This is a genomic window from Streptomyces sp. NPDC059679, assembly GCF_042734105.1.
Classification (GTDB): Bacteria; Actinomycetota; Actinomycetes; order Streptomycetales; family Streptomycetaceae; genus Streptomyces.
Genome location: NZ_JBHWES010000002.1, coordinates 152,516 through 178,949 on the forward strand (window position 1 = coordinate 152,516; position 26,434 = coordinate 178,949).

Annotated in this window: 18 protein-coding genes and 2 tRNA genes; 9 read left to right on the forward strand and 11 right to left on the reverse strand. The window is 71.3% G+C overall.

The window, feature by feature from the left end; translation table 11 throughout:
* Nucleotide 1: 1 nt before the first annotated feature.
* Both tig and ACFV2X_RS03270 read right to left on the reverse strand, forming a co-directional pair.
* Nucleotides 2-1,441 (reverse strand): trigger factor, encoded by a 1,440-nt coding sequence (gene tig / locus ACFV2X_RS03265; protein WP_385610749.1) that lies wholly within the window; start codon nt 1,439-1,441, stop codon nt 2-4.
* A gap of 165 nt (nt 1,442-1,606) precedes the next feature.
* A tRNA-Pro gene (locus tag ACFV2X_RS03270) sits at nt 1,607-1,683 on the reverse strand.
* 173 nt (nt 1,684-1,856) lie between these two features.
* On the opposite strand from ACFV2X_RS03270, the gene ACFV2X_RS03275 reads away from it, so the two are divergent.
* Nucleotides 1,857-1,930, forward strand: a tRNA-Gly gene (locus ACFV2X_RS03275).
* A 117-nt stretch (nt 1,931-2,047) separates the two neighbouring features.
* Here the strand turns inward: ACFV2X_RS03275 and ACFV2X_RS03280 are convergent.
* Entirely contained in the window at nt 2,048-2,242 is a 195-nt protein-coding gene (locus ACFV2X_RS03280; protein WP_385610751.1) for a hypothetical protein, read from the reverse strand.
* A 621-nt stretch (nt 2,243-2,863) separates the two neighbouring features.
* On the opposite strand from ACFV2X_RS03280, the gene ACFV2X_RS03285 reads away from it, so the two are divergent.
* Complete coding sequence (locus tag ACFV2X_RS03285) at nt 2,864-4,045, forward strand: acyltransferase family protein (protein WP_385610753.1); 1,182 nt, start codon at nt 2,864-2,866, stop codon at nt 4,043-4,045.
* A gap of 108 nt (nt 4,046-4,153) precedes the next feature.
* Here the strand turns inward: ACFV2X_RS03285 and ACFV2X_RS03290 are convergent, their stop codons facing one another.
* The 3 genes from ACFV2X_RS03290 to ACFV2X_RS03300 all read right to left on the reverse strand — a co-directional run bounded on the left by ACFV2X_RS03290 (nt 4,154) and on the right by ACFV2X_RS03300 (nt 8,926).
* Entirely contained in the window at nt 4,154-6,646 is a 2,493-nt protein-coding gene (locus ACFV2X_RS03290; RefSeq protein ID WP_385610755.1) for an ABC transporter permease, read from the reverse strand.
* Complete coding sequence (locus ACFV2X_RS03295; protein ID WP_385610758.1) at nt 6,643-7,551, reverse strand: ABC transporter ATP-binding protein; 909 nt, start codon at nt 7,549-7,551, stop codon at nt 6,643-6,645. Before ACFV2X_RS03295 ends, ACFV2X_RS03290 begins: the two co-directional genes overlap by 4 nt.
* A gap of 232 nt (nt 7,552-7,783) precedes the next feature.
* Complete coding sequence (locus ACFV2X_RS03300) at nt 7,784-8,926, reverse strand: PP2C family protein-serine/threonine phosphatase (RefSeq protein ID WP_385610761.1); 1,143 nt, start codon at nt 8,924-8,926, stop codon at nt 7,784-7,786.
* A 128-nt stretch (nt 8,927-9,054) separates the two neighbouring features.
* On the opposite strand from ACFV2X_RS03300, the gene ACFV2X_RS03305 reads away from it, so the two are divergent.
* Nucleotides 9,055-10,284, forward strand: a complete 1,230-nt coding sequence (locus ACFV2X_RS03305; protein WP_385610763.1) for a GNAT family N-acetyltransferase — start codon at nt 9,055-9,057, stop codon at nt 10,282-10,284.
* 23 nt (nt 10,285-10,307) lie between these two features.
* Here the strand turns inward: ACFV2X_RS03305 and ACFV2X_RS03310 are convergent, their stop codons facing one another.
* Complete coding sequence (locus tag ACFV2X_RS03310; RefSeq protein WP_385610765.1) at nt 10,308-11,117, reverse strand: Fpg/Nei family DNA glycosylase; 810 nt, start codon at nt 11,115-11,117, stop codon at nt 10,308-10,310.
* Nucleotides 11,118-11,124: 7 nt separating this feature from the next.
* Nucleotides 11,125-11,613 (reverse strand): ribose-5-phosphate isomerase, encoded by a 489-nt coding sequence (locus ACFV2X_RS03315; RefSeq protein ID WP_385610767.1) that lies wholly within the window; start codon nt 11,611-11,613, stop codon nt 11,125-11,127.
* A 179-nt stretch (nt 11,614-11,792) separates the two neighbouring features.
* Here ACFV2X_RS03315 and ACFV2X_RS03320 point away from each other — a divergent pair, with 179 nt between their 5' ends.
* The gene (locus tag ACFV2X_RS03320) at nt 11,793-13,265 is read left to right on the forward strand and encodes an amino acid permease (protein ID WP_385610769.1); all 1,473 of its coding nucleotides are present in this window, start codon (nt 11,793-11,795) and stop codon (nt 13,263-13,265) included.
* 123 nt (nt 13,266-13,388) lie between these two features.
* Here the strand turns inward: ACFV2X_RS03320 and ACFV2X_RS03325 are convergent, their stop codons facing one another.
* Nucleotides 13,389-14,033 (reverse strand): biotin transporter BioY, encoded by a 645-nt coding sequence (locus ACFV2X_RS03325; RefSeq protein WP_385610772.1) that lies wholly within the window; start codon nt 14,031-14,033, stop codon nt 13,389-13,391.
* Nucleotides 14,034-14,319: 286 nt separating this feature from the next.
* Here ACFV2X_RS03325 and ACFV2X_RS03330 point away from each other — a divergent pair, with 286 nt between their 5' ends.
* Nucleotides 14,320-15,741 (forward strand): amino acid permease, encoded by a 1,422-nt coding sequence (locus ACFV2X_RS03330; protein WP_385610774.1) that lies wholly within the window; start codon nt 14,320-14,322, stop codon nt 15,739-15,741.
* 120 nt (nt 15,742-15,861) lie between these two features.
* Here ACFV2X_RS03330 and ACFV2X_RS03335 read toward each other — a convergent pair whose 3' ends face one another.
* Nucleotides 15,862-16,497: a DsbA family protein gene (locus ACFV2X_RS03335; RefSeq protein WP_385610776.1), complete on the reverse strand. Its 636-nt coding sequence runs from the start codon at nt 16,495-16,497 to the stop codon at nt 15,862-15,864.
* A gap of 160 nt (nt 16,498-16,657) precedes the next feature.
* On the opposite strand from ACFV2X_RS03335, the gene pepN (ACFV2X_RS03340) reads away from it, so the two are divergent.
* Both pepN (ACFV2X_RS03340) and ACFV2X_RS03345 read left to right on the forward strand, forming a co-directional pair.
* Entirely contained in the window at nt 16,658-19,276 is a 2,619-nt protein-coding gene (gene pepN, locus ACFV2X_RS03340) for an aminopeptidase N (RefSeq protein WP_385610778.1), read from the forward strand.
* Between the two features lie 130 nt (nt 19,277-19,406).
* Nucleotides 19,407-20,450, forward strand: a complete 1,044-nt coding sequence (locus ACFV2X_RS03345; protein WP_385610780.1) for a hypothetical protein — start codon at nt 19,407-19,409, stop codon at nt 20,448-20,450.
* Between the two features lie 46 nt (nt 20,451-20,496).
* Here the strand turns inward: ACFV2X_RS03345 and ACFV2X_RS03350 are convergent, their stop codons facing one another.
* Nucleotides 20,497-22,224: a TIGR03767 family metallophosphoesterase gene (locus ACFV2X_RS03350; RefSeq protein WP_385610782.1), complete on the reverse strand. Its 1,728-nt coding sequence runs from the start codon at nt 22,222-22,224 to the stop codon at nt 20,497-20,499.
* A 412-nt stretch (nt 22,225-22,636) separates the two neighbouring features.
* Between ACFV2X_RS03350 and ACFV2X_RS03355 the strand changes: the two genes are divergently transcribed.
* Both ACFV2X_RS03355 and pepN (ACFV2X_RS03360) read left to right on the forward strand, forming a co-directional pair.
* Complete coding sequence (locus ACFV2X_RS03355; protein ID WP_385610785.1) at nt 22,637-23,662, forward strand: aspartate-semialdehyde dehydrogenase; 1,026 nt, start codon at nt 22,637-22,639, stop codon at nt 23,660-23,662.
* A 160-nt stretch (nt 23,663-23,822) separates the two neighbouring features.
* A complete protein-coding gene (gene pepN, locus ACFV2X_RS03360) occupies nt 23,823-26,396 on the forward strand; it encodes an aminopeptidase N (RefSeq protein ID WP_385610788.1) in 2,574 nt (857 codons plus the stop codon).
* Nucleotides 26,397-26,434 lie beyond the last annotated feature (38 nt).

Sequence of the window (26,434 nt, forward strand, 5' to 3'; positions counted from 1 at the left end):
ATCAGCCCTCGGCCTTCTCCCCACCCTTGTCGGCCTCGGCGACCTCGGCGGCCTGCTCGGCCTCGTTGTCGGACTCCTCGGCGGTCGGCTCCTCGGAGGTGGCCTCGACGGTCTCGCCGGTCTCGTCCTCGTCGTCTTCGAGGTCGACCGTCTCGCCCTTGTCGTCAACCACCTTGGCGGCCTCGACCACGACCGCGAGCGCCTTGCCCCGGGCGACCTCGCCCACGAGCATCGGCACCTGGCCGCCCTCGACGACTGCCTGGGCGAACTGGTCCGGGCTCATACCGGAGGACTGCGCACGGCGCATCAGGTGCTCGGTGAGCTCCTCCTGGCCGACGGACAGCTTCTCCTTGTTGACCAGCTCGTCGAGCACGAACTGGGTCTTGATGCCCTTCTCGGCCTGCTCCTTGAGCTCGGCCTCGAACTCCTCGGCGGTCTTCTCCTGCATCTCCAGGTAGGCGTCGAGGGTCAGACCCATCTGGCCGAGCTGGTGGTGCTCCAGGTTGTGCTTACGGGTCTGGATCTCGTCCTCGAGAAGCTTCTCGGGGATCGGGACCTCGACCAGCTCAAGCAGGGCATCCAGCACCTTCTCCTGGGCCTGGGTGGCCTGGTCGAACTTCTTCGACCGCTCCAGGCGCGTACGGGTGTCGCCGCGCAGCTCCTCGAGGGTGTCGAACTCGCTGGCCAGCTGGGCGAAGTCGTCGTCCAGCTCGGGCAGCTCACGGGCCTTGACCTCGGAGACCTTGACCGAGACCTCGGCCTCCTTGCCCTTGGCGGAGCCGCCCTTGAGCTCGGAGGTGAAGGTGGCGGAGCCGCCGGCCTCCAGGCCGGTGACCGCCTCGTCGATGCCCTCGAGCAGCTCACCGGAGCCGATCGTGTAGTTGACGCCGTTGGCCACGCCGTCCTCGAGGACCTCGCCCTCGACCTTGGCCTCGAGGTCGACGACCACGATGTCGCCCTCGGCGGCGGCGCGCTCGACCGCGCTGGTGGTGGCGAAGCGGTCGCGCAGCTGCTCGACGGCCTTGTCGATGTCCTCGTCCGAGACCTCGACGGAGTCGACGGTGACCTCGATGCCGGAGTAGTCCGGGATCTCGACCGTCGGGCGTACGTCCACCTCGGCGGTGAAGGCCAGCAGCTCGTTGTCCTTGAGCTCGGTGATGTCGACCTCGGGCTGGCCGAGCGGGTTCAGCTCACCCTCGTTGACCGCCTCGGTGTAGAACTTCGGGAGCGCGTCGTTGACGGCCTCCTCCAGCACGGCGCCGCGGCCGAACCGCTGGTCGATGACGCGGGCCGGGATCTTGCCCTTGCGGAAGCCGGGCACCGTGACCTGCTGGTTGATCTTCTTGTACGCCGCGTCGAGGCTGGGCTTGAGCTCCTCGAAGGGCACCTCGACAGTGAGCCGAACCCGGGTCGGGTTCAGGGTCTCCACGGCGCTCTTCACGGTTCGGTCTCCTTGGGGCTGACTTCTTGGTGTTCTGCTGCGTTGCTGTCGTGCGTTTCAGCGGATCGCGCCCGGCAGAGAAAGTCACAGACGCGCAGCTTGCATAGTAACCGCACGCATGACGCGGCCCACAATGCGATCTTGCGCTCATGACAAACGTGATGGTGGTCGGGGTGGCCGGATTCGAACCGACGACCTTCCGCTCCCAAAGCGGACGCGCTACCAAGCTGCGCCACACCCCGCCGGTGCGACACGTAGGGTACATGCCCGCGCGGGCCCCGGCTGCCGCTTTTTCGACTGGTGGGCAAGGGTGTGCGGGATGTGGTGCGGACCCGCTACGATGCTTCCCGTGCCGCGGGTCGAGCGATCACGCTCGGCGGCCGCGCCCGGGACATCCGGCGAGGCGGCGGCACAGGCGGGCGTAGCTCAATGGTAGAGCCCCAGTCTTCCAAACTGGCTACGCGGGTTCGATTCCCGTCGCCCGCTCCATGCCTCATGGCCCGGTTGCTCGGGGTTTCTCCCGGCGCCGGGCCGTATGTGTTTCGCAGGGGCCTGACCTTATGCGGGGTCCGGGACCCGTCTTACGGGCCCCGGGGGTCCTTCGGGTCAGATGTCGATTTCGCTGATCGAGTGCGTCACCGAGTCGAGGAAGTCCTGGATGTTCGGCGCCAGGTCGGACGATGCGAGCAAGAAGCCGAAGAGCGCCGCCACGAGAGCCGGCCCCCAGGTGATCTTGCCGTTGCGCACCATCAGCACAAGGATGATGCCCACCAGCACCACCAAAGACACAGATATGACCACGCCTGATCACACACCCTCGGTCGCTACGCATCTCACCGGCCCGGAAGCACGCGACCTCGCACACCCCCGCAACACCATCGTGCCATCAACTCCCGCCGCGCTGGAGCCGCGTGGCGGGAACCGCAGGCCCGTCGCCCCGCAGCTCATCTACCCACTGAGGGGTCCGTCGATGCGGCGCCGGACGAGCCCGGCACTCGTGATGCCGCCCACAATTCGAGGACCTGCCCGACGATCAGAATTGGACTTGATCACATAGTCCGGCGGGAAATTCCAAATGCGCGGCGAGCCCGTTTCCGCGAGCCGGCACGTAACGACAAAGCGCCAATGAACCAGACATTCCGCCAGAGCCGCTTGCGGGTCGTATGTCGTCATTTAAGCAGGATGAAACCTGACAGATCGGGCATCTTGAGACTCTATCCAGTCCATCTGGATCGCTTTGTCGACTTAACCTCCACGGGTGTATGCGTCTGCCATGTATGCGATAGGCAACAAAGAACTGAACGAGGTTTTACGCAATAGCGGTTTCGGGGCTATCGTGCCTCAGATGTTCCACGCTGCCATCACTCCCCGGCGCGCAGTGTGGTCCCGGGTTCTCTCCCCCAGTTCCTGGTGGGAGGGCCTGTGACCAACTCCCTGCGCCCGCACGGTTATCAGCGGGCCCCGCTCCCCCCGGCCCGGGAGGCGGAGCCCTCTCCCCCCACACCGCACCGCGACACAGCAGGGCATCAGACGGGTCCGCCGACCGCCCCGACCGGGTCCAAGCCCAAACAGCGGGACGCGTTCTTCGACAACGCCAAGTACCTCGCGATCGTCCTGGTCGCCATGGGCCACGCGTGGGAGCCGCTGACGGACTACAGCCGGACCGCCGAAGCGCTCTACATGACGCTCTACACGTTCCACATGCCGGCGTTCATCCTCATCTCCGGCTACTTCTCGCGCAGCTTCGACATGCGGCCCGACCGGCTCAAGCGGCTCATCACCGGTATCGCGGTGCCGTATCTGGTCTTCGAGATCGCGTACACCTTCTTCAAGCGCTGGGCGGACGACGACCCCACGTACGACTTCAGCCTGCTGGACCCGTGGTACCTCACCTGGTTCCTGATCGCGCTGTTCGTCTGGCGGATGACCACCCCGATCTGGAAGATCATCCGCTGGCCCATCCCGCTCTCGCTGGCCATCGCGACGCTCGCCTCGGTCTCCCCCGACATCGGTGACGACCTCGATCTGCAGCGAGTGCTGCAGTTCCTGCCGTTCTTCGTGGTCGGGCTGCAGATGAAGCCGGAGCACTTCCAGAAGCTGCGCGGGCGCCGGATGCGGATCCTGGCCCTGCCGGTGTTCGCCTGCGCGTTCGTGTTCGCCTACTGGGCGGGCCCCCGGATGAATTCGGCATGGTTCTACCGCCGCGACAGCGTTCAGGAGCTGGCCGCGGCGCCGTGGACCGGGCCGGTGATGACCCTCGCGCTCTTCGGCTGCTCGATGGTGCTGGTTTTCTGCTTCTTCGCCTGGGTGCCGCGGCGCCGGATGTGGTTCACCGCCCTGGGCGCCGGAACCCTGTACGGGTATCTGCTGCACGGCTTCCTCGCCAAGGGTTCCCGTTTCTGGGGCTGGTACGACGCGAACCCGTGGACGCATGAGCCGCTGGGCGAGATCGTCGTCACCATCATCGCCGCGACCGTGATCACGCTGCTGTGCACCCCACCCGTACAGCGCCTCTTCCGGTTCGTGATGGAGCCGAAGATGGTCTGGGCGTTCCGGAAGGACCCGGCCGAACAGGCCCGTAAGCGCACCACCACGGCGGCCTGACCGCCTCCCTCGTATCCGAGCACGGCACAAGGCCGCGCCAGGACCGTCGTACACGGCCCCGGCGCGGCCTTCGCCGTCTCCGGCCTTCGCTGTCTCCCGTCTCCCGCCTCAGCCGGCCCGGCCGCGGCGGAGCACCGCCCGGGCGGGCAGCCCCGTCGCGAGCAGGCCCAGCGCCACCGCGGCGCCCGCGAACCCCCCGTACGTCAGCGGCGGCAGATACGGGTCCTCCCCGGTCAGGCCGCGCACCATCGGAACGAGCGTCGCCAGCGCGATCGCCGTGCCGAGCACGACCCCCGCGATCACCACCAGCAGCGCCTCCCAGCGCACCATCCCCAGGACCTGCCGCCGCGTCGACCCGATCAGCCGCAGCATGCCCAGCTCCCGGCGGCGGTCCAGGACGGTCATCACCAGCGTGTTGGCGGCGGCGACGGCCGCGAAGCCGCCGAGGACCGCGGCCATGACGGTGTTGGCCCAGACATTGAGCTCGTCCTCCTTGTCCCGGGCCGCCGCATAGCCGCCGGATCCGGTGACCTCACCGAGGGGGCGGAGCGCGGCCGCGACGGCCGCCGGTTCGGCGCCCTTGTCGTCCCGTATCAGCACATGGCTGTCGAAGGCCGAGGTCACATGGGTGGCCAGCGCCGCGCGGGGCAGTGTGACCGCCGCCAGGCCCAGTCCCCGCCCGTACGTCGCGACGACCTTCGGCGCGACGGCCGTGCCGTCCGGCAGGTACATCCGGAGCCGGTCGCCGACCTTCACACGCGCCGCGGACGCGAGGCTCGCGTCCACGGCCACCGTGGAGCGGCCGAGTGCGGCCAGGCTGCCCGTACGGACGTCGAGGTCCTGGACCGCCGCCAGATCGCGCCCGGTCCCGGAGACGCCCTGCGCCGACGCGTTCTCCAGCCACGCACCGTCGCCCGAGCCCCTGGGCACCAGGACGCCGGTGCGCAGCACTCCGACCGCCGACGCCACTCCCCGGACTGAGCCGGCGCGGGCCACGGCGTCGGCGGGCGGACCGCCGGGCGCGGAGAGGACGTGGTCGGCGACGACGCCCGCGCGCCGCTGCCCGTCCGTCGCATGGGCCTCGCTGGTGTGCATGAACACCAGCGTCGAGGCGAAGGCCATGGCGAGCACGAGCGGGGTGATCGCCGAGGCCAGGCGGCGGGCGTTGGCCCAGGCGTTGGCGGCGGCCAGGGCGGCCGGGGCCCGGCCAGCCCGCAGCGGCAGGCCGACCAGCCAGGCGCAGCCGCGGGCGACGAACGGGCCGAGCAGCCCGACGGCCAGCATGAACAGCATCACCACGCCCAGCGCGGCGTTGGCCGCGTCGTCCCCCGACGCCGCGGCCGCCACGCCCGTCAACACACCGCCGCCGGCCAGGGCCGCGATGCCCAACAGCGTGCGGATCACCCCCGGGCGGAACGGCTCGGCCGCCGCCTCGCCGAGCGCCTGGCCCGGTTTGATCCGGGCCGGTCTGCGGGCGGCCGCCAGGCCCGCGAGCAGCGCGGCGAGCAGCCCCGCGCCGACCGCGCTGACCAGCGGGATCCAGGAGACCGAGAGCTCCACCCCGGCCGGGATCGCGCCCCGGTCCCGGAGTTCTCCGAACCACCAGTGCGCGAGCGCCATACCGGGCAGCGTGCCGAGCGCGCCCGCGAGCGGGGCGACCAGCAGCGCCTCGGTGGCGATGGACCGGCGGATCTGGCGCGGGGTGGCGCCGACCGCGCGCAGCAGCGCGATCTCGCGGCCGCGCTGGCCGATGGAGAGCGCGGTGGTACCGGCGGTGGTGAAGATCGCGACCATGGTGGCGATCCCGCCGAAGGAGCCCCCGATCCCCTCCAGCAGCTCCTTGGCCCCGTCGAGACCGGGCTCCCGGGCGGCGCCGCGCCCGTCGCCGGTGTGCACACGGGCGGCGGGCACCGCCTTGAGGGCGCGTTTGAGGTCGGCCGCCAGGGCGGCGGGGGCGGTGCCGGGTCCGGGGCAAACAACAACGGCGTCGACGGTGCCGGGGTGGCCGGACAGAGCCCCCGCCTGGGGGTCGGTGAACCAGACGGCGGGACCGGAGTCCTGGGCGCCGCCCGTACGGGTGATGCCGGCGACCCGGAAGCGGTGGTCCCCGTCAGCCGCGGTCAGGGTGACGCTGCCGCCCACGCGTACGCGCGCCGCGCGGGCGGCGGCCGGGTCCAGTACGACCTCGCCCTTCCGCGGGGCCGCGCCGGAGCCGAGCGCGACCCCGGTGAAGGGGGCCGAGCCCCAGCCGTGGGCGGTCCAGGAGGCGCCGCCGCCCTGGACCGGGAAGCTCCAGTCGGGCGCGGCGGCGGCGACGCCCTGCGTGCGGGCGGCCGTGACGACGAGCGAGGCGTCGAGCCGGACCCGGTCGGGGGCGGGTTCCGACTCCTCCCGGTCCCCCACGCGCTGCTCCGCGGCGACCACGACCGGGGCGCTCGCATAGCGCCCGGGCGGCACCGTGGCCCGCAGCCCGGACTCCAGCAGGATCCCGCAGGCCGACACGATCGCGGCGGCCAGCATCAGGGCGATGAACGTGCCCGCGAAGGCGGCGGGCTTGAAGCGGACGGCAGCACGGGCAAGACCGTTGCCCAGCAGCCTCATGGGACGATCTCCCCGCGCGAGGGCGCACCGGCCGGCACGCTCGCCGTGCGGATCGGCGTGCCCGGCGCCGTACGGATCGGCATACCAGGTGCGCCGACAGCCGTACGGGCCGTGAGCCGGGCCATCCGGGCGGCGACCTCCTGGGCGGGGGCGCGCGTCATGCTGTCGGCGAGGGAGCCGTCGGCGAGGAAGAGCACGCGGTCGGCGTAGCTCGCGGCCACCGGGTCGTGCGTGACCATGACGACGGTCGCGCCGAGCGCGTCCACGGCCTGCCGCAGCAGTCCGAGCACTTCGGCGGCGGTGCCGGTGTCGAGGGCGCCGGTCGGCTCGTCGGCGAAGACGACGTCGGGGCTGGTGACGAGCGCGCGGGCGATCGCCACCCGCTGCTGCTGCCCGCCGGAGAGCCGGCCCGGGAGGCGCCTGGCGTGCTCGTGCAGCCCCACCTGGGCGAGCACGGCCCGGGCCCGGGCGCGGTCGGGGCGCGCGCCCGCGAGCCGCATCGGCAGCACCACGTTCTGCTCGACGGTGAGCGAGGGCAGCAGGTTGAAGGACTGGAAGACGAAGCCGAGGCGGCTGCGGCGCAGCGCGGTGAGCTTGTTCTCGCTCATGCCGGTGATCTCCGTACCGCCGAGCCGGACCGAACCCGCGGTCGGCCGGTCGAGGCCGGCGGCGCACTGCAGGAACGTGGACTTGCCGGAGCCCGAGGGGCCCATCACGGCGGTGAAGCTCCCCCGGGGGAGGGCGAGGTCGATACCGCGCAGGGCGTGCACGGCGCGCGAGCCGCGCCCGTACTGGCGCCGCACACCACGCAGTTCGACGGCGGCGCCCTGCGTGCCGCCGATCGCCTCCCGCCCCTCCTCCCGGCGCTCCGCGCGCCGTTCTTCGCGCCGCTTCCGCAGCCGCATGGTCTCCGCCCTTCCGAGGTCGTTGTCGATGCCTCGAACGTACGGATCAGCGGGGTGCCGGAGCCATGACGGCTGCCGCCGTTTCCGGGGTAGGGCTAGCCCCCGCCCATCCCCCGCCCCGGCGCGGCAGGGCAGGCCCGGGAAAGGGCCCGTCGCGGCCCTGGGACGGCCCTGAGAGCCCCTGGCAGGGGCGGAAGGCACCCGGGGGCCCGGAAGAGGTGGAAGCGCCGCGCTACTGGCGACAGATCAGCAGCAGCGCCCGGTCGTCGTTGACGTCCTTGGCGACGGTCTCGATCAGATGCCATGCCGCGCCGTGGAAGTTGGACGCCACATAGCGGTCGGCCTCGCCGGTCAGGCGGTCGATGCCTTCGCTGATGTCGCGGTCGGCGGTCTCCACGAGGCCGTCGGTGAAGAGCATCAGGACGTCGCCGGGGCGCAGCGTGCCCTTCGTGGGGTCGAACTGGGCGCCGTCGTAGACGCCGAGCAGCGGGCCGTCGGCGGTCTTCTCCTCCCATTTGCCGGTGCCCGCGCTCAGCTGGAGCGCGGGCAGATGTCCGGCGGAAAAGAGCTCGAAATCGCCGCTGTCGAGGTCGAGTACGAGGTGGATGGAGGTCGCGAAGCCCTCGTCCCAGTCCTGGCGCAGCAGATAGCCGTTGGCGGCCGGGAGGAAGCCATGGGGCGGCAGGGAGCCGAGGAGGCCGCCGAAGGCGCCGGACAGCAGAAGGGCGCGGGAGGCCGCGTCCATGCCCTTGCCGGAGACGTCGGTGAGGACGACTTCGAGGGTGCGGCCGCCGTTCGTACGGGCCGCGACGACGAAGTCGCCCGAGAAGGACTGCCCGCCGGCCGGGCGCAGCGCCATCTCGCGGTGCCAGCCGCTGGGCAGACCGGGCAGCTTGCTCTGTACGCGGATGCGTTCGCGCAGGTCGAACAGCATGGTGCCGCCGCGCCGCCAGGGCACCCCGACACGGCTGCGGAACTGGGCGATGAGCAGGCCGAAGAAGCCGACGGCCGCGACGACCAGGATGGTGCCCGGGGTGACCCGGTCGGAGGTGTCCTGTTCGGTGTAGGGGCCGAGGATGGCGGATTCGATGATGAGGGCGGTGGCCGCCGCCCCGTAGAGCGCGAGGAGGCTGGCCGGACGCAGCACCAGGCCGCCCGCGACGATGGGCAGCACGAGGGCGGCGGGGGCGCACCAGTCGGGCTGGGCGATGGTGCCGAAGGCGATGGCCGGGACGGAGAGCAGCAGCATCGTGAGGGCGAGCCGGTCCGAGCCGCCCCCGCGGAAGTAGTCGACTCCGGCTTTGCGCACGCCAGTGCGAGCCCGGTGCAGCGCCTTGCGCAGCCGGGCCGTTGGAGTGTCTACGCCGCCATTCATTGCATCGGGACCCTACCCACCCGTTCGGACGCGCGTCGATTCGTGGCGCGTCGAACCACCCACCGGAGTGGGCAATCGTAAGCGAAATTCGTTCGCCTGTGCCGGAATCCGCTGCTAGGGATGGGAATATGACGATGGAGCTGCGTGTGCTCGACCCGGCCCACTGGGACGAGTGGTACAGGACGTTGATGCTCGCCTTCGGCGGGGTCCAGGAGTCGCCGGAGGAGCGCGTTCTGGACCGTGACTTGATCGAATGTCCGCGTTCGGTCGGGGCGTGGGACGGCGAGGAGATCGTCGGGACGGCGGGGCTGTTCAGCTTCCGGCTGTCGGTACCGGGCGGCGCCGTGGTGCCGGCGGCCGGGGTCACGGCGGTCGGCGTGCAGCCGACGCACCGCAGGCGCGGGGTGCTGCGCGCCATGATGCGCCGTCTGCTGGACGACGTACGCGCCGCGGGCGAGCCGCTGGCGGTGCTGACCGCGTCGGAGCCGCAGATCTACGGCCGGTTCGGCTTCGGCGAGGCCACCCGGGTCGCGCTCGCCGAGATCGACACCGCGCGGGTGGGCCTGACCGTCCCGGAGGGGGCCGACGAGGTGGCACTGCGCGCCGTGGCACCCGAGGCCGCGCTGGAGGCGTGTGAGGCGGTCTACGCCCGCCTGGTGACCGCCCGGCCGGGGATGCTGGAGCGGCGCCCGGGCTGGGAGCGCAAGCCGCTGCTCGACCCGCCGAGCGAGCGCGCGGGCGCCTCGCCACTGCGGTGCGTACTGGCCGAGCGGGACGGTGAGGTCACCGGTTATGTGCGCTTCGCGGTCAACCCGGACTGGGACCTGGCCGTGCCGAAGGGCGTGGTGATCGTGCGCGACTTGGAGGCCCTGGACCCGGCGTCCCGCGGCGCACTGTGGCGCTTTCTCTTCGATATCGACCTGACCTGCAAGATTCGCATCGGTCGCCGACCGGTCGACGACCCCTGGCAGCAGATGGTCTCCGATATCCGGCGGTGCCAGGTCCTGCTGCGCGACGACCTGTATCTGCGCCCGGTCGACGTCGGCGCGGCGCTCGAGGCGCGGACGTACGCCCTGCCGGTGGATGTGGTCCTGGAGGTCACCGACGCCTTCTGCCCATGGAACGAGGGGCGCTGGCGGCTGACCGGGGACGCCAAGGGCGCGAGCTGCGAGCGGACGTCGGATGAGCCCGGGCTGCGGCTGGACGTACGGGAGTTGGGCGCGGCGTACCTCGGCGGGACCTCGCTGTCCGCGCTGGCGGGCGCCGGCCGCGTCCAGGAGCTGCGCCAGGGCGCGCTGGCGGAGGCGTCGGCCGCCTTCCGCAGCGATGTCGCGCCCTGGCTCCCGCACACCTTCTGACCGCGCCCGCGGGCCTGCGGGGCCTAATGGCGCTGACAGTTCGGGCACCAGAACAGATTGCGGTTGGCGAGGTCCGCGGTGCGCACCTCGCCGCCGCAGATATGGCAGGGCTGTCGGTCCCGGCGGTAGACGTAGACCTCGCCGCCGTGGTCGTCGACGCGCGGCGGGCGGCCCATCGCCTCGGGGGTGTGCTCGGGGCGGACCGTGTCGATCCGGTTGTTCCGTACGCCCTCGCGCATCAGCGCCACCAGATCCGCCCAGATCGCGTCCCATTCGGCGCGGCTCAGGTCGCGGCCCGCGCGGTACGGGTCGATGCCGTGCCGGAACAGGACCTCGGCGCGGTAGACGTTGCCGACCCCCGCGACCACCTTCTGGTCGAGCAGCAGCGCGGCCACGCTGGTGCGGCTGCGGGAGACCCGGGCCCAGGCGCGGTCCCCGCCGTCCGAGGGGCGCAGCGGGTCCGGGCCGAGCCGGTCGTGCACCGCCCGCTTCTCGTCGTCGGTGATCAGCGCGCAGGCGGTCGGGCCCCGCAGGTCCGCGTACGCCTCCTGGGTGGCCAGCCGCAGCCGTACGGTGTCGGTCGGCGGCGGGGCGGGGGCCGGGCCGAGGCCCACCTTGCCGAACAGGCCGAGGTGGACATGGACCCAGCCGGTCGCCGGGAAGCCCAGGAAGAGGTGCTTGCCGTGGGCCTCGGCGTGCTCCAGCACCTGTCCGTCGATCAGCGCCGCGCCGTCGGCGAACTTGCCCTGCGGGCTGCTGGCGCGTACGGGCCGGCCGCCGAACAGCTCACTGTGGTCGGCGGCCAGCCGGTGGATGGTGTGCCCTTCGGGCATCAGGCCATCAGCCCTGCTGCGGGTGGTGGGCGGGGATCGGCGGCAGCTCGCCGGTGGCCTCGTAGGCCGAGAGCATCTCGATGCGCCGGGTGTGACGCTCCTCACCCGAGTACGGGGTGTTCAGGAAGATCTCGACAAACTTGGTCGCCTCGTCCTGCGTGTGCATCCGGGCGCCGACGCTGATCACATTGGCGTTGTTGTGCTCACGGCCGAGAGAGGCGGTCTGCTCGCTCCAGGCCAGCGCTGCGCGCACGCCCTTGACCTTGTTGGCGGCGATCTGCTCGCCGTTTCCGGAGCCGCCGATCACGATGCCGAGGCTGTCCGGGTCGGCCGCGGTCCGCTCGGCGGCCCGCAGACAGAACGGCGGGTAGTCGTCCTGGGCGTCGTAGATGTGGGGCCCGCAGTCGACGGGCTCATGTCCGGCCGCCCGGAGCCAGTCAACTAGGTGGTTCTTGAGTTCGAAACCGGCATGGTCGGAGCCGAGGTACACGCGCATGCCCCGAGTGTGACACGGCCGTGTGGTCGCCACCGCCCGGGGTACGAGTTGCGGAAGCCCTCAGTAGCACCAAGGAAACCCATAGAAACCTCGGGTAACAATCCGGAATCAAAGGTTCAGTTGATCGTGTACCTGAGTTTCACTGGCGTCGCTCGTCACCCGAGAGCAAAGGATCGAGCATGAGCGCACAACCCGCGACCAATACGGCCGAGGCGACGGCCGGATCCTCCGGCCCAGGTGCCCCGAACGACGGCCTCAAGGCCGGTCTCAAGAACCGCCATCTGTCGATGATCGCGATCGGCGGGGTGATCGGCGCCGGGCTGTTCGTCGGCTCCGGCGCCGGTATCGCCAAGGCCGGGCCCGGCATCCTCATCTCCTACGCGCTGGTCGGCCTGATGGTCGTCCTGGTGATGCGGATGCTCGGCGAGATGGCAGCCGCCAACCCCACCTCGGGTTCCTTCTCCGCCTACGCCGACCGGGCACTCGGCCGCTGGGCCGGATTCTCCATCGGCTGGCTCTATTGGTTCTTCTGGGTGGTGGTGCTGGCGGTCGAGGCGACGGCGGGCGCCGAGATCCTCGAGGGCTGGATGCCGGATGTGCCGCAGTGGGGCTGGGCGCTGATCGTGATGGTGGTGCTGACCGCGGCCAACCTGGTCTCGGTCTCGTCCTACGGCGAGTTCGAGTTCTGGTTCGCCGGGATCAAGGTCGTCGCGATCGCCGCGTTCATCGTGGTGGGCGGGCTGGCCGTGTTCGGAGTGCTGCCCGGCTCGGACAACGAGGGGGCGGGCTTCGCGCACCTCACCGACCACGGCGGGTTCCTGCCGCACGGCCCGGGGGCGATTCTCACCGGTGTGCTGCTGGTCGTCTTCTCCTTCATGGGCAGCGAGATCGTCACCCTCGCCGCCGGTGAGTCCGCCGACCCGCAGCGGGCGGTGACCAAGGCGACCAACAGCGTGATCTGGCGTGTCGCCGTCTTCTACCTGGGCTCCATCTTCGTCGTGGTGACCCTGCTGCCGTGGAACGACCCGGGGATCGCGGACAAGTCGAAGGGCAGCTACGTCGCCGCGCTCAACTCGATCGGCATCCCGCACGCGGGCCAGGTCATGAATGTGATCGTGCTGACCGCCGTGCTGTCCTGTCTGAACTCCGGCCTCTACACCGCCTCCCGGATGGCCTTCTCGCTCGGTCGGCGCGGGGACGCGCCGGCCGCCTTCGCGAAGACCACCTCGCGCGGGGTGCCGCAGACCGCGATCCTCGGGTCGGTCGTCTTCGGCTTCGTCGCGGTCTGGTTCAACTACCAGTGGCCGGACACGGTCTTCCAGTTCCTGCTGAACTCCTCGGGCGCGGTCGCGCTGTTCGTCTGGCTGGTGATCTGCTTCACCCAGCTCAGGATGCGCGGGATCATCCTGCGCGAGAACCCGGACAAACTGGTCGTCCGGATGTGGCTCTTCCCGTATCTGACCTGGGCGACGATTGCGATGATCTCGTTCGTGCTGGTCTACATGCTCACCGACAAGGACGGACGCGAGCAGGTGCTGCTGTCCGCGGCGGTGGCCGTGGTGGTCGTGGCCTTCTCGCTGATCCGCGACCGGCTCCCCGGGGCCCGGAGCGAAGGCGCCGACAGCAAGCCGAAGGAATCGGTGCTCCCTTAGGGGCCTCCCTCCCCACCGCATGGCTCAGGCGCCGGACGAACCATCTCGTCCGGCGCCTGAGTGCGTACCTACGCAAGCGAGGCCGGGGGCACCTCCCAGCGGTAGCTGGGGGAGAACCGAGCCCTAGAAAGAGGGGCCGCGGCGGCCGATCAGCTTCCAGGCGGTGGGCAGCGCGCCCATGGCCAGTGCGGCCTTCAGGGCGTCGCCGATCAGGAACGGCGTGAGGCCCGCGGCGACCGCCTGGCTGAGGGAGATGTCCGCGGCCAGCGCGAGGTAGGGGACGCCGACGGCGTAGATGATCGCCGAGCCGACCGCCATGGTGCCCACCGTGCGCAGCACCCCGCGGTCCCCGCCGCGCCGGGCCAGCGCGCCCACCGCGGCCGAGGCGAGCAGCATGCCCAGCACATAGCCGAAGGACGGCATCGCGGCGCCCGAGCTGCCCTCGGCGAACCACGGCAGGCCCGCCATGCCGAGGAGGGTGTACAGCGCGAGGGAGAGGAAGCCGCGCCGGGCGCCGAGCGAGGTGCCGACCAGCAGCGCGGCGAAGGTCTGGCCGGTCACCGGGACAGGGGAGCCGGGGACGGGCACGGAGAGCTGCGCGGCGAGGCCGGTGAGCGCGGCGCCGCCGACGACCAGGGCCGCGTCCCGGGCCAGAACCTGCCGGGAGGAAGGGGCGGACGAGGCGGCCGGCCGGGCCCGGCGGGCCGGGAAGATCACGTCCGCGAGGACCGTACCCGGGTGGACGGTGGCGGCAGAAGCGGTGCTCATCGACGGTTCTCCGAGGTGAGAGGCGGTGTGGGACACGGTGACGGTACCCGGGGGCAGGTCCGCGATCACGGTCGGCGGGCGACAAAGCCGCACCGGCCCGCTTGGAGACTTCCGGCAGCCGGCTGCCGGGCGATGGAGCGGGTACGCAGCGTCATGCGAGCGTCCGATATTCAGACATCTTGCGGCCGAATGTTGTCCTGAACGGACACCGCCCTCACACTGAGGGCGTTTTGCCCCCAGCAGCACCTCCCGTACGCACCCCTCATGTAATGGAAACCACAGACCCATGAACCGGACACCCGCGTCCACCCCGCAGGAGCGCGACGCCGAGGCGGTCGGCACCGGCCGGGCCGGCGGCGCGCCGCTGTCCCACGGCCTCAAGCAGCGCCATCTGTCGATGATCGCCCTCGGGGGTGTGATCGGCGCGGGCCTGTTCGTCAGCTCCGGCACCGGCATCGCGGCCGCCGGGCCGTCGATCGTGATCGCGTATGCGCTGTCCGGCCTGCTCGTGATGCTCGTGATGCGCATGCTCGGTGAGATGTCCGCGGCCAACCCGGCCTCCGGCTCCTTCTCCGTACACGCCGAGCGGTCGATCGGGCCGTGGGCCGGATTCACCGTGGGGTGGACGTTCTGGGTGCTGCTGTGCGTGGGCATCGCGGCCGAGGCGATCGGCGCGGCGGGGATCATGGTGAAGTGGTTCCCCGGCACCGAGTCCTGGATGTGGGTCGCCCTGTTCATGGTGGTCTTCTGCGGGACGAACCTCGCGGCCGTCGGCAACTTCGGCGAGTTCGAGTTCTGGTTCGCCGCGCTGAAGATCACCGCGATCTCGCTCTTCCTGGTCCTGGGCGTGCTGGCCATCCTCGGCGTGCTCCCGGGCACCGACGCCCCGGGCGCCGCCAACCTCACCGGGACCCATGGCTTCCTGCCCAACGGCCTCGACGGCCTCGTCCTGGGCCTGCCGGCCACCGTGTTCGCGTACGGCGGTCTTGAGACGGTCACCATCGCGGCGGCCGAGTCCGAGCATCCGGTCCAGGGGGTCGCGAGCGCGGTGCGCACCGCGATGTGGCGGATCGCGGTGTTCTACGTGGGCTCGATGCTGGTCGTGGTCACCCTGATCCCGTGGAACGATCCGTCGGTCGTCGCCGACGGCCCGTACGTGGCCGTGCTCGAGCACCTCGACATCCCGGCGGCCGGCCAGCTGATGAACGTCATCGTGCTGGTGGCCCTGCTCTCCGCGATGAACGCCAACATCTACGGCGCCTCCCGCATGGCGTACTCGCTCGCGGCGCGCGGCGAGGGGCCGTCCGTCCTGGGCGGGGTCAGCGGCGGGGTGCCCCGGGCGACCGTGGTCGCCTCCTCCACCTTCGGCTTCTTCGCGGTGCTGCTGAGCTACTGGTGGCCGGACACCATCTTCAAGTGGCTGCTCAACATGGTCGGCGCGGCCGTGCTGATCGTGTGGGGTTTCATCGCGGTCTCGCAGCTGAGGATGCGCAGGCGGCTGGAGCGCGAGACGCCCGACAAGCTCGTGGTGAAGATGTGGCTGTTCCCGTATCTGACGTGGGTGGCGCTGGCCGGGACGGTCGTCGTGCTGGCGCTGATGACCCGCGAGTCCGACACCCGCACCCAGCTGTACTTCTCGGCCGGGCTGACGGCGGCGCTCGCGGTGGTCGGATACGTACGGCAGCGGTTGGCGGCGGCGCGGGGCTGACCGCCCCGGCGTGACCCGAAGGCCCCCGTGCGACCGTGTCGCGCGGGGGCCTTCACCGTTCGTCAGGCACGCCCCGGGCCCGTTATGAGCGCTGTCCGTCGCAGGTGCCTCAGGTGTGCCTCAGTCGAAGATCGGGCCCACCGTGCGGGTGCGCTTGATCTCGTAGAAGCCGGGGATCGAGGCGACCATCAGCGTGCCGTCCCACAGCTGGGCGGCGGCGTCGCCCTTGGGCGCGGGGGTCACGACCGGGCCGAAGAAGGCGATCTGCTCGCCGTCCGGGCCGGGGACCGCGATGACCGGGGTGCCGACGTCCTGGCCGACCAGGTCGATGCCCTCCTTGTGGGAGGCGCGCAGCTCGGTGTCGTACTCGTCGGAGTCGGCGGCGTCCGCGAGCTCGGCGGGCAGGCCGGCTTCCTCGAGGGCGGCGACGATCGTCTCGCGGTTCTTCTCCAGGCCCTGGTTGTGGAAGCGGGTGCCGAGGGCGGTGTAGAGCGGGCCGAGGACGTCGCTGCCGTACTTCTGCTCGGCGGCGACGCAGACCCGGACCGGACCCCAGGCGGTCTTCATCAGCTCGCGGTACTCCTCGGGCAGTTCGTCGACCCGGGGCTCGTTGAGCACGGCCAGACTCATCACATGCCAGCGCACCTCGACCGGGCGGACCTTCTCCACCTCCAGCATCCAGCGGGAGGTCATCCAGGCCCACGGGCACAGCGGGTCGAACCAGAAGTCGGCAGGAGTCTTGGCGGTTTCGGTCACGATCTCTCCTCGAACGGACAGCCACGGAAAAGCGACAGGTGTTCCAGGAAACACGGCCGGGCGTGGCGGCCATTCCCCGATTCCCGTTGTCAGTGCCGCGTGACATGATTTCGCGTGTTCGAGTGTCCGATATTCGAGACGATGACGAGGGAGCCGCGTCTTGCCCGGCGAGAACCTGACCCGTGACGAAGCCCGAGAGCGCGCGCAGCTGCTGACCGTGGACGCGTACGACGTGGCGCTCGACCTGCGGTCCGCGGTCGGGGAGCACGCGGGTGAGGGGCCGCGCACCTTCCGCTCGACGACCACGCTGCGCTTCCGCTGCGCCGAGCCGGGGGCGGCGTCCTTCGCCGATCTGATCGCGCCGCGGGTCACCGCCGTGCGGCTGAACGGGCGGGAGCTCGACCCGAAGGCCGCCTTCGACGGCGCGCGGATCGCCCTCGACTCCCTCGCCGCGGAGAACGAGCTGGTGGTGGAGGCGCAGTGCGCCTACAGCAGGACCGGCGAGGGGCTGCACCGCTTTGTGGACCCCGAGGACGGCCAGGTCTATCTGTACACGCAGTACGAGCCGGCCGACGCCCGCCGCGTCTTCGCGAACTTCGAGCAGCCCGACCTCAAGGCCCGCTTCACCTTCTCGGTGACCGCCCCGCAGGACTGGACGGTGCTCAGCAACGGCGCGGTGGCGGCGCTCGAGCCGTGGGGAGCGGGTGACGGGTTCGCCACCACCCACTTCGCGCCGACCGAGCCGATCTCGACGTACATCACGGCGGTCGTGGCCGGCCCGTACCACTATGTACGGGACCACTACAGCCGCGCCCTGCCGGACGGCTCCGCCCTGGAGATCCCGCTGGGCGCGCTGTGCCGCGCCTCGCTCGCCAAGCACTTCGACGCGGACGACATCTTCACCGTCACCAAGCAGGGCCTGGACTTCTTCCACGACCACTTCGACTACCCGTACCCGTTCGGGAAGTACGACCAGGCGTTCGTGCCCGAGTACAACCTCGGCGCGATGGAGAACCCGGGCTGTGTGACCTTCCGTGAGGAGTTCGTCTTCCGCGGCAAGGTCACCCAGGCCTCGTACGAGCACCGGGCCAATGTGATCCTCCACGAGATGGCCCATATGTGGTTCGGCGACCTGGTCACCATGGAGTGGTGGGACGACCTGTGGCTCAAGGAGTCGTTCGCGGACTTCATGGGCGCCTTCTCGCTCGTCGAGTCGACCCGCTTCACCGACGGCTGGATCACCTTCGCCAACCGCCGCAAGGCCTGGGCGTACCGCGCCGACCAACTGCCGTCCACCCACCCGGTCACGGCCGACATCCGCGACCTGGAGGACGCCAAGCTCAACTTCGACGGGATCACCTACGCCAAGGGCGCCTCCGTCCTCAAGCAGCTGGTGGCCTACGCCGGGCGGGACGCTTTCCTGGAGGGCGCGCGCCGCTACTTCAAGCGCCATGCGTACGGCAATACGCGCCTGACCGATCTGCTGTCGGTGCTGACCGAGACCTCCGGCCGGGACATGGCCGCCTGGTCCCGGGCCTGGCTGGAGACGGCCGGGGTCAATGTGCTCACCCCGCAGGCCACCTATGACGCGGCCGGCCATATCACCGAGCTGTCGATCGTCCAGGAGGCCGCCTCCGCCGAGCACCCGACGCTGCGCCCGCACCGGGTCGCCGTCGGCCTCTACCGGCGGGCCGGCGCGGCGGCGGACGGGACCGGCGCGCTGGTGCGCTACGCGCGGGCCGAGGTCGACGTGGACGGCCCCCGTACGGTGGTGGCCGAGCTGACCGGGGCCGAGCGGCCCGAGCTGATCCTGGTCAACGACGACGACCTCACCTACTGCAAGGTCCGCTTCGACGAAGTCTCGCTGGACACCCTGCGCGCCCACCTGGGCGAGCTGACCGACCCCCTCGCGCGGGCGCTGTGCTGGTCCGCCCTGTGGAATCTGACGCGGGACGCGCTGATGCCCGCCCGCGACTTCCTGGACCTGGTGGAGCGGTTCGGTGGGGCGGAGACCGATATCGGCGTACTCCAGATGGTCCAGGCGTGGGCCCAGTCGGCGCTCCAGCACTACGCGGCGCCCGACTGGCGCGAGGAGGGCGGCCTGCGGGTCGCCGAGGGCGCGCTGCGCGAGCTGCGGCTGGCCGCACCGGGCAGCGGCCACCAGCTCGCCTGGGCGCGGTTCTTCGCCCAGACCGCCGCCACCGACCTGGACCAGCGGCTGCTGCTCGGGCTGCTGGACGGCACGGCCCGGATCGACGGACTGGATGTCGACCAGGAGTTGCGCTGGACGTTCCTGGCCTCGCTGACCGCCCAGGGCGCGGCCGACGAGTCGCTGATCGCGGCGGAGCTGGGCCGTGACGACACCGCCTCCGGCAAGCGCCACCAGGTGCGCTGCCTGGCCGCCCGGCCGTCGGCCGCGGTCAAGGCGGAGGCATGGGCGGCGGTCGTGGAGTCCGACGCGCTGTCCAACGCTCTGGTGGAGGCCACCATCGCGGGCTTCGCGCAGCCCTCGCAGGCGGACCTGCTCGCGCCGTACCAGGACCGGTACTTCGCCGTGATCGAGCGGGTGTGGCGGGAGCGGTCGATCGAGATCGCCATGTCGATCGTCCGCGGCCTGTTCCCCGCGCAGGGCGACGCCACGACCCTGGAGGCGGCCGACGCCTGGCTGACCCGCCATCCGAACGCGGCGCCGGCGCTGCGCCGACTGGTCCTGGAGGCGCGCGACGATCTCGCGCGGGCGCTGCGCGGACAGGAGTGCGACGCCCGCTCGGCCGTCTGACGGGTCTTTGTCGGCAGATCAGCTGTTTTCGGCAATCGAACGTCCGTACTTTAGGACGAGGTTGTCCGCATTTGTCGACGAGCGTGTAACAGCGGTTAGCGGGCCGGGCGGGTCCGGGAATGGCGGGGTCATGAACTCCGACACCCCGCTCTCGCCCCGCCCGCTGCACCACCTCCCGGACGGCGGCCGCAGCGTCTTGACGAGTCGTCAACTCCGTGAGCACGGCGTGACGGCGGCCGAGACCGCCGAGCGCTGCCGCCCCGGCGGACCCTGGCAGCGGATCCTGCCGGGCGTCCATCTGCTCCACCCCGGCCCCGCCACCGGCGAGGAGCGGCTGCACGCGGCGCTCCTGTACACCGCGAGCCGGGAGCGCCCTGGCCACCCGGAAGGCGCCGGTCCGGCACCCGGGACGGGCGGTGGTACGTACGGCGACGCGATGATCACCGGACTGGCGGCGCTGGCCCTGCACCGCTTCTCCGCCGCCCCCTCCCTGCGCGCCCTGGACCGCGTCGATGTGCTCGTACCGCGCGCGCGGCGGCTGCGCGGGGCCGGCTATGTGCGCTTCGTCCGCGCCGCCGCCCTGCCCTGCCCCCGGGAGATCACCGGTCTGCCGACCGCCCCCGCCGCCCGCGCGCTGGCCGACGCGGTGGCCCAGCTGTCCGACGCCTCGGCCGTCCGCCGGCTGCTCATCGAGGCCGTACACCAGGGGCACTGCGAGGCGTCGTCCGTCGTACGGGAGCTGAGCCGGGCCCGGCTGCTGTCCCGGCCGCATGTCGTCGACGCCGTCGACGCGCTGCTCGCCGAGGGGCGGGCCATGGCCGAGGCCCAGCTCTACGACATGGTGCGCGGATACTCCCTGCCCGAGCCGCTGTGGAACGTCGAGCTGCGGCTGCCCGGCGGCCCCCTGCTGGCCGGGGTGGACGCGTACTGGCCGCTGCAGGCCGTGGCGCTGGAGATCGACGCGCGCACCCCCCGCCAGGGCGGCGGGCACGATCCGCTGGGCCGCTTCACGCCCGCGGGCGAGCATATGGAGCGGCTGGGCATCACGGTCGTGCGCGTCACGCCCAAGAAGCTCCGCGAGAGCCTGGAGACGCAGGCCGCGGTCGTCCGCACCGCGCTGATCGCGTCGATCGACCGCGAGCCCACGCCCTACCTCGTGATCCGGCCCAGGTGAGCGGCCAGGTGAGCGGCGGCCCCCGGGGGGCGCGAGCCGCCCGGCGTCACCGCTTGCGCAGCAGCAGCTCGGTATTGCGGTCGTCCGCGTCGCCCGCCAGGGCCTGGCTGCGCCCCGGGGCGTTGTAGGACAGCTCGCGATAGAGCGCGGCCAGGCCGGTCTGGGACAGATCGGCGTAGTCCGTGCGGTGCGGCGCGGCCGACTCGACGAGGGTGGTGAACAGCGACAGCGTCCCGTCGTGGTTGTCCACGACCTCGATCACCCGGGCCAGCTGGGGGAAGTCCACATGCGAGGCGGTGGTGATCTCCCAGAAGGTGGAGCGCGGGGTGATCTCGTTCTTGTGGCTGTGGCCGTTGATCCACGCCAGCACCTGGGGGTGGCGCTGGAAGAGCGCCACGACCTCGTCGCCGCCGTGCCGGGCCTCGCGCGGGCGGGCCGGGTCGCGGTTCGGGTTGTCCATGCTGCGGCTGTAGTGGTGGCTGAAGACCAGGATCCGGTCGTCCTTGTGGGCCTTCAGGGTCCGCTCCAGCCAGCGCAGCTGGGCGGTGCCCAGCGACCCGGTGTAGTGGCCGCCCGGGTCGGTGGTGTCCAGGCTGATGCCGAGGAGGCCGTCGGATATCCGGAACGAGTAGTAGCAGGTGCCCTCGTCGAGGTTGGCCTTGGTGTAGCCGTGGCCGACCGGGCCGGGCCCGGTGTGGGCCGGGTCGAGGTGGGCCGCGACGAAGTCCCGCTGGGAGAAGGGCGCGCGGCGCTCGTCGGGGGTGACGGTGCGCATGTCCTTCGCGTGCGCGCGCAGCAGCTCCTTCATGACCTTGCCCGTGGGGTCGCCGCCCTTGCGCTCGTCCTTGAAGCGCTCCTCTGCCTCGGCGGCCGGGATGATCTGGAGCTTGCGGCTGCCGGTGGCGAGGTCCGCGAAGTAGGAGCCGCCGAAGGAATAGACGCCGCCGGACAGGTCGTCGTGGTTGCCGATGGTCGAGTACCACGGCAGCCGCAGCCCGGGGCTGTTGACGGTGCGCAGCGCGGCCGTAAGGAAGCCGTCGATCCGCGGGAAACCGACCTGCTTGTCGGAGTCGCGCACCGCGCTCTCCGGGTGCCAGAACGCCTTCAGCCCGCTGTTCTGCACGCCCTCGTAACGGCGCGGGTCGCCCGTGTTGGGGGTGATCCGGCCGCCGTTCATCACGCCCAGGAACCAGTCCAGCTCGATCCGCGCGTTGTTGTCGGTGTTGTCGCCGGTGGTCATGACGAAGGAGAGCGGGGAGCCGGTGGCCGGCCCGCCGCGCAACCCGTTGACCCGCTCGATGAGGGACGCGGCGCCCACCACGGTCAGCGCCTCGTGGGGCCGCCAGGCGCCCGGACGCCCGGCGCGCAGGAACTCGTACCGCAGCGGGTGCTGCACATCGGTGAGGTGCATGTCCGTGAGCTGCACGAAGGAGGCGAGCGTGGTGCGCCGGTCCTCCCGGCCGCCCTTGGCCCCGGCGAGCTCGGTGCGTACGGTACGGGCCCAGGCCGGTCCGTCGCCGAGCCTGCGGTAGGTGCCGCTGCCGCGCGGGGCGGAGAAGGTCTCCAGCGTCGTCCCGGCCTTCGAGGGGAGCGCGGGGGCGGTGACGACTCTGCGGGCGGCGGCGCGCACCTGGGCCGGCTGCGAGGCGGTCGCCGAACCGCTGCCGGGCCCGAAGGCGAGCCCGAGGCCCGTTGCGGCACCTGCGGAGGCGGTGGCGACGAGAAGGGTGCGGCGGTCGAGGGCGGCGTGGGCGGCGGACCGTATGCGGGACATGCGGGATCTCCCCGAGTGGATGCGCGGCAGCGGTCGGGCAGCGGGCTGCCCTGTCACTCCGGATCGTTGGCAGCGGGGATGGCCTGCGAGTTAACGATGCGGCAACGCCCGCCGCCGAAATGCGCACGTGGATCTTGGCGATAGCAAACGGTCATCCCGCACTCCGCAGCCGGAATCCCGCCGCTCACCCGGAGTTCACCGGACCTGGGAACGCCGACAGCACTCCGAAACGGGTTGCGCGCGGCGTACGCCCGGCGCGGAGCCGGCGTGTGCCTGTCTTGGGGACCGGACAATGGATTGGACAAGGTCGCCGGGGCCACCCGCATGATGGGAGGCACGCCAGGCACCCAGCAGCAGGCACGGAAGGTGGCCAGGCGCCCAGCAGCAGGCACAGATCGTGAAGGAGCGCGTCGTGAGGATCGGAATCGTCGGAGCCACCGGCCAGGTCGGCGGGGTCATGCGGAAGATCCTCGCGGAGCGGGACTTCCCGGTCGAGGAACTGCGCCTGTTCGCCTCGGCCCGCTCCGCCGGGCGCACGCTCCCCTGGCGTGACACCGAGATCGCCGTCGAGGACGCGGCCACCGCCGACTACTCCCGGCTGGACATCGCGCTGTTCTCCGCGGGCGGTGCCACCTCCCGGGCGCTGGCGTCCAAGGTCGCCTCGGCCGGCGCCGTGGTGATCGACAACTCCTCCGCCTGGCGGATGGACCCCGAGGTGCCGCTGGTGGTCTCCGAGGTCAACCCCGACGCCGCGGCCCACCGCCCCAAGGGCATCATCGCCAACCCGAACTGCACCACCATGGCCGCCATGCCGGTGCTGCGCCCGCTGCACGCGGAGGCGGGCCTGACCGCCCTGGTCGCCACCACCTACCAGGCCGTGTCCGGCTCCGGTCTGTCAGGTGTGGAGGAGCTGGACGGCCAGGTCCGCAAGGCCATCGACGGCGCGACCGCGCTGACCCACGACGGGGCCGCCGTGGAGTTCCCCGAGCCCGCCGTCTACAAGCGCCCCATCGCCTTCAACGTGCTTCCCTTCGCGGGCAATCTCGTCGACGACGGCCGGTTTGAAACCGACGAGGAGCAGAAGCTCCGCAACGAGTCCCGCAAGATCCTCGGGATCCCCGAGCTCAAGGTCTCCGGCACCTGCGTCCGGGTCCCCGTCTTCACCGGCCACTCGCTGCAGCTCAACGCCCGCTTCGCCAATCCGCTGAGCGTGGAGCGCGCCTACGAGCTGCTCGGGAAGGCCCCCGGCGTCGAGGTCTCGGAGATCCCCACCCCGCTGCAGGCCGCGGGCAACGACCCCAGCTATGTGGGCCGCATCCGCGTGGACGAGACGGTCGACAACGGGCTGGCGCTCTTCGTGTCCAACGACAACCTCCGCAAGGGCGCGGCGCTCAACGCCGTCCAGATCGCGGAGCTGGTGGCGGCCGAGCTCAGCTGAGCTCTCAGCCGAGCCGAGGCTCCGGGCAGCCGCGTTCCCGGCACCAGCCTCGTTCCCGGCACCTGACAGGCGCCCCGCGGCGCCGGGCGATTACCGCGGGCGGCGGATGGGCCTTGCGTGGAAGGATGGCCGAAACGTCGTATTCGAAGGAGATGCCCAGGTGCCTGGAACGAACCTGACCCGCGAAGAGGCGCAGCGGCGGGCGCGGCTGCTCAGCGTCGACTCGTACGAGATCGAGCTCGATCTCTCCGGCGCCCAGGAAGGCGGCACCTTCCGGTCGGTCACCTCGGTGCGCTTCGACGCGGCCGAGGCGGGCGACTCCTTCATCGACCTGGTCGCGCCCACCGTGCACCAGGTGGTGCTCAACGGATACGAACTGGACCCGGCCGAGGTCTTCGCGGACTCCCGGATCGCGCTGGGCGGCCTCCAGCAGGGGCGCAACGAGCTGCGGGTCGTCGCGGACTGCGCGTACACCAACACCGGCGAGGGCCTGCACCGCTTCGTGGACCCGGTCGACCAGCAGGCCTACCTCTATACGCAGTTCGAGGTGCCGGACGCGCGCCGGGTGTTCGCGAGCTTCGAGCAGCCGGACCTGAAGGCCACGTTCCAGTTCACCGTGACGGCGCCCGAGGGCTGGACGGTGATCTCCAACTCGCCGACGCCCGAGCCCAAGGACAACGTCTGGCGCTTCGAGCCGACGCCGCGCATCTCGACGTACATCACCGCACTGATCGCCGGGCCGTACCACAGCGTGCACAGCAGCTGGGAGGGCGAGGGACGGTCGGTGCCGCTGGGCATCTACTGCCGTCCCTCGCTCGCCGAGTTCCTGGACTCGGACGCGATCTTCGAGGTGACCCGGCAGGGTTTCGACTGGTTCGAGGAGAAGTTCGACTACGCCTACCCCTTCGCCAAGTACGACCAGCTCTTCGTACCGGAGTTCAACGCGGGCGCGATGGAGAACGCGGGCGCGGTCACCATCCGCGACCAGTACGTCTTCCGCTCCAAGGTCACGGACGCGGCCTATGAGACGCGGGCGGAGACCATCCTCCACGAGCTGGCCCATATGTGGTTCGGCGACCTGGTCACCATGGAGTGGTGGAACGACCTGTGGCTGAACGAGTCGTTCGCCACCTTCACCTCCATCGCCTGCCAGGCGTCCGCGCCCGGCAGCAGGTGGCCGCACGCCTGGACCACCTTCGCCAACTCGATGAAGACCTGGGCCTACCGGCAGGACCAGCTGCCGTCCACCCACCCGATCATGGCCGAGATCCGCGACCTCGACGACGTCATGGTCAACTTCGACGGCATCACCTACGCGAAGGGCGCCTCCGTCCTCAAGCAGCTGGTCGCCTACGTCGGCGAGGAGGAGTTCTTCAAGGGCGTGCAGGCTTATTTCAAGCGCCACGCCTACAAGAACACCCGGCTGTCCGACCTGCTCGGCGCGCTCGAGGAGACCAGCGGCCGGGACCTGAAGACCTGGTCCAAGGCGTGGCTGGAGACCGCGGGGATCAACATCCTGCGCCCGGAGATCGAAACCGACGCCTCCGGCACCATCACCTCCTTCGCGGTCCGGCAGGAAGCCCCGGCCCTCCCGCCCGGCGCCAAGGGCGAGCCCCTGCTGCGCCCGCACCGCATCGCGATCGGCCTGTACGACATCGACGCCACCGGCAAGCTGGTGCGCGGCGAGCGGATCGAGGTCGACGTGGACGGCGAGCTGACCCCCGTGGCCGCCCTGGCCGGCCTCAAGCGCCCGGCCGTGATCCTGCTCAACGACGACGACCTGTCGTACGCCAAGGTGCGCCTGGACCCCGACTCGCTGGCCGTGGTCACCGAGCACCTGGGCGACTTCGAGGCGTCCCTGCCGCGCGCCCTGTGCTGGGCCTCCGCCTGGGACATGACCCGCGACGGCGAACTGGCCACCCGCGACTACCTCTCCCTGGTGCTGTCCGGTATCGCCAAGGAGTCGGACATCGGCGTCGTCCAGTCGCTGCAGCGCCAGGTCAAGCTGGCCCTCGACCTGTACGCGGCCCCCGACTGGCGCCCGACGGGCCTGGCGCGGTGGACCGAGGCCACCGTGGACCACCTGAGGGCCGCCGCCCCCGGCAGCGACCACCAGCTGGCCTGGGCGCGGGCCTTCTCCGACACCGCCCGCACCGACGCACAGCTCGACCTGCTGGCCGGGCTGCTGGCGGGCACCGAGACCATCGAGGGCCTGGCCGTCGACACCGAGCTGCGCTGGACGTTCCTGGAGCGGCTGGCCGCGACCGGCCGGTCCGACGGGGCCTCGGTCGACGCCGAGCTGGAGCGGGACCGCACCTCGGCGGGCGAGCGCCACGCGGCCACCGCACGCGCCGCCCGGCCGACGCCGGAGGCGAAGGCCGAGGCGTGGGCGTCGATCGTGGAGTCCGACAAGCTGCCGAACGCCGTGCAGGAGTCGGTGATCCGCGGCTTCGTCCAGACCGACCAGCGCGAGCTGCTGGCCCCGTACGCCGAGAAGTACTTCGCGGCGGTCAAGGGCGTCTGGGACAGCCGCAGCCACGAGATGGCGCAGCAGATCGCGATCGGCCTCTACCCGACCGTACAGATCTCGCAGGCCACACTGGACGCGACCGACGCCTGGCTGGCCTCCGCCGAGCCCAGCGCGGCGCTGCGCCGCCTGGTCACCGAGTGCCGCGCGGGCGTCGAGCGGGCGCTCAGGGCCCAGGCTGCGGACGCGGCGGCTGCGGCGGGCTGACGGTACACATACACGGATGAGGGCGCCCCGGACCGGGT

What these genes read in the sequence shown, in the direction of transcription:
- ACFV2X_RS03290 (WP_385610755.1), bottom strand. Translation starts at nt 6,646, where the DNA reads ATGAGGCTGCTGGGCAACGGTCTTGCCCGTGCTGCCGTCCGCTTCAAG.
- ACFV2X_RS03295 (WP_385610758.1), bottom strand. Translation starts at nt 7,551, where the DNA reads ATGCGGCTGCGGAAGCGGCGCGAAGAACGGCGCGCGGAGCGCCGGGAG.
- ACFV2X_RS03300 (WP_385610761.1), bottom strand. Translation starts at nt 8,926, where the DNA reads ATGAATGGCGGCGTAGACACTCCAACGGCCCGGCTGCGCAAGGCGCTG.
- ACFV2X_RS03305 (WP_385610763.1), top strand. Translation starts at nt 9,055, where the DNA reads ATGACGATGGAGCTGCGTGTGCTCGACCCGGCCCACTGGGACGAGTGG.
- ACFV2X_RS03310 (WP_385610765.1), bottom strand. Translation starts at nt 11,117, where the DNA reads ATGCCCGAAGGGCACACCATCCACCGGCTGGCCGCCGACCACAGTGAG.
- ACFV2X_RS03315 (WP_385610767.1), bottom strand. Translation starts at nt 11,613, where the DNA reads ATGCGCGTGTACCTCGGCTCCGACCATGCCGGTTTCGAACTCAAGAAC.
- ACFV2X_RS03320 (WP_385610769.1), top strand. Translation starts at nt 11,793, where the DNA reads ATGAGCGCACAACCCGCGACCAATACGGCCGAGGCGACGGCCGGATCC.
- ACFV2X_RS03325 (WP_385610772.1), bottom strand. Translation starts at nt 14,033, where the DNA reads ATGAGCACCGCTTCTGCCGCCACCGTCCACCCGGGTACGGTCCTCGCG.
- ACFV2X_RS03330 (WP_385610774.1), top strand. Translation starts at nt 14,320, where the DNA reads ATGAACCGGACACCCGCGTCCACCCCGCAGGAGCGCGACGCCGAGGCG.
- ACFV2X_RS03345 (WP_385610780.1), top strand. Translation starts at nt 19,407, where the DNA reads ATGAACTCCGACACCCCGCTCTCGCCCCGCCCGCTGCACCACCTCCCG.
- ACFV2X_RS03350 (WP_385610782.1), bottom strand. Translation starts at nt 22,224, where the DNA reads ATGTCCCGCATACGGTCCGCCGCCCACGCCGCCCTCGACCGCCGCACC.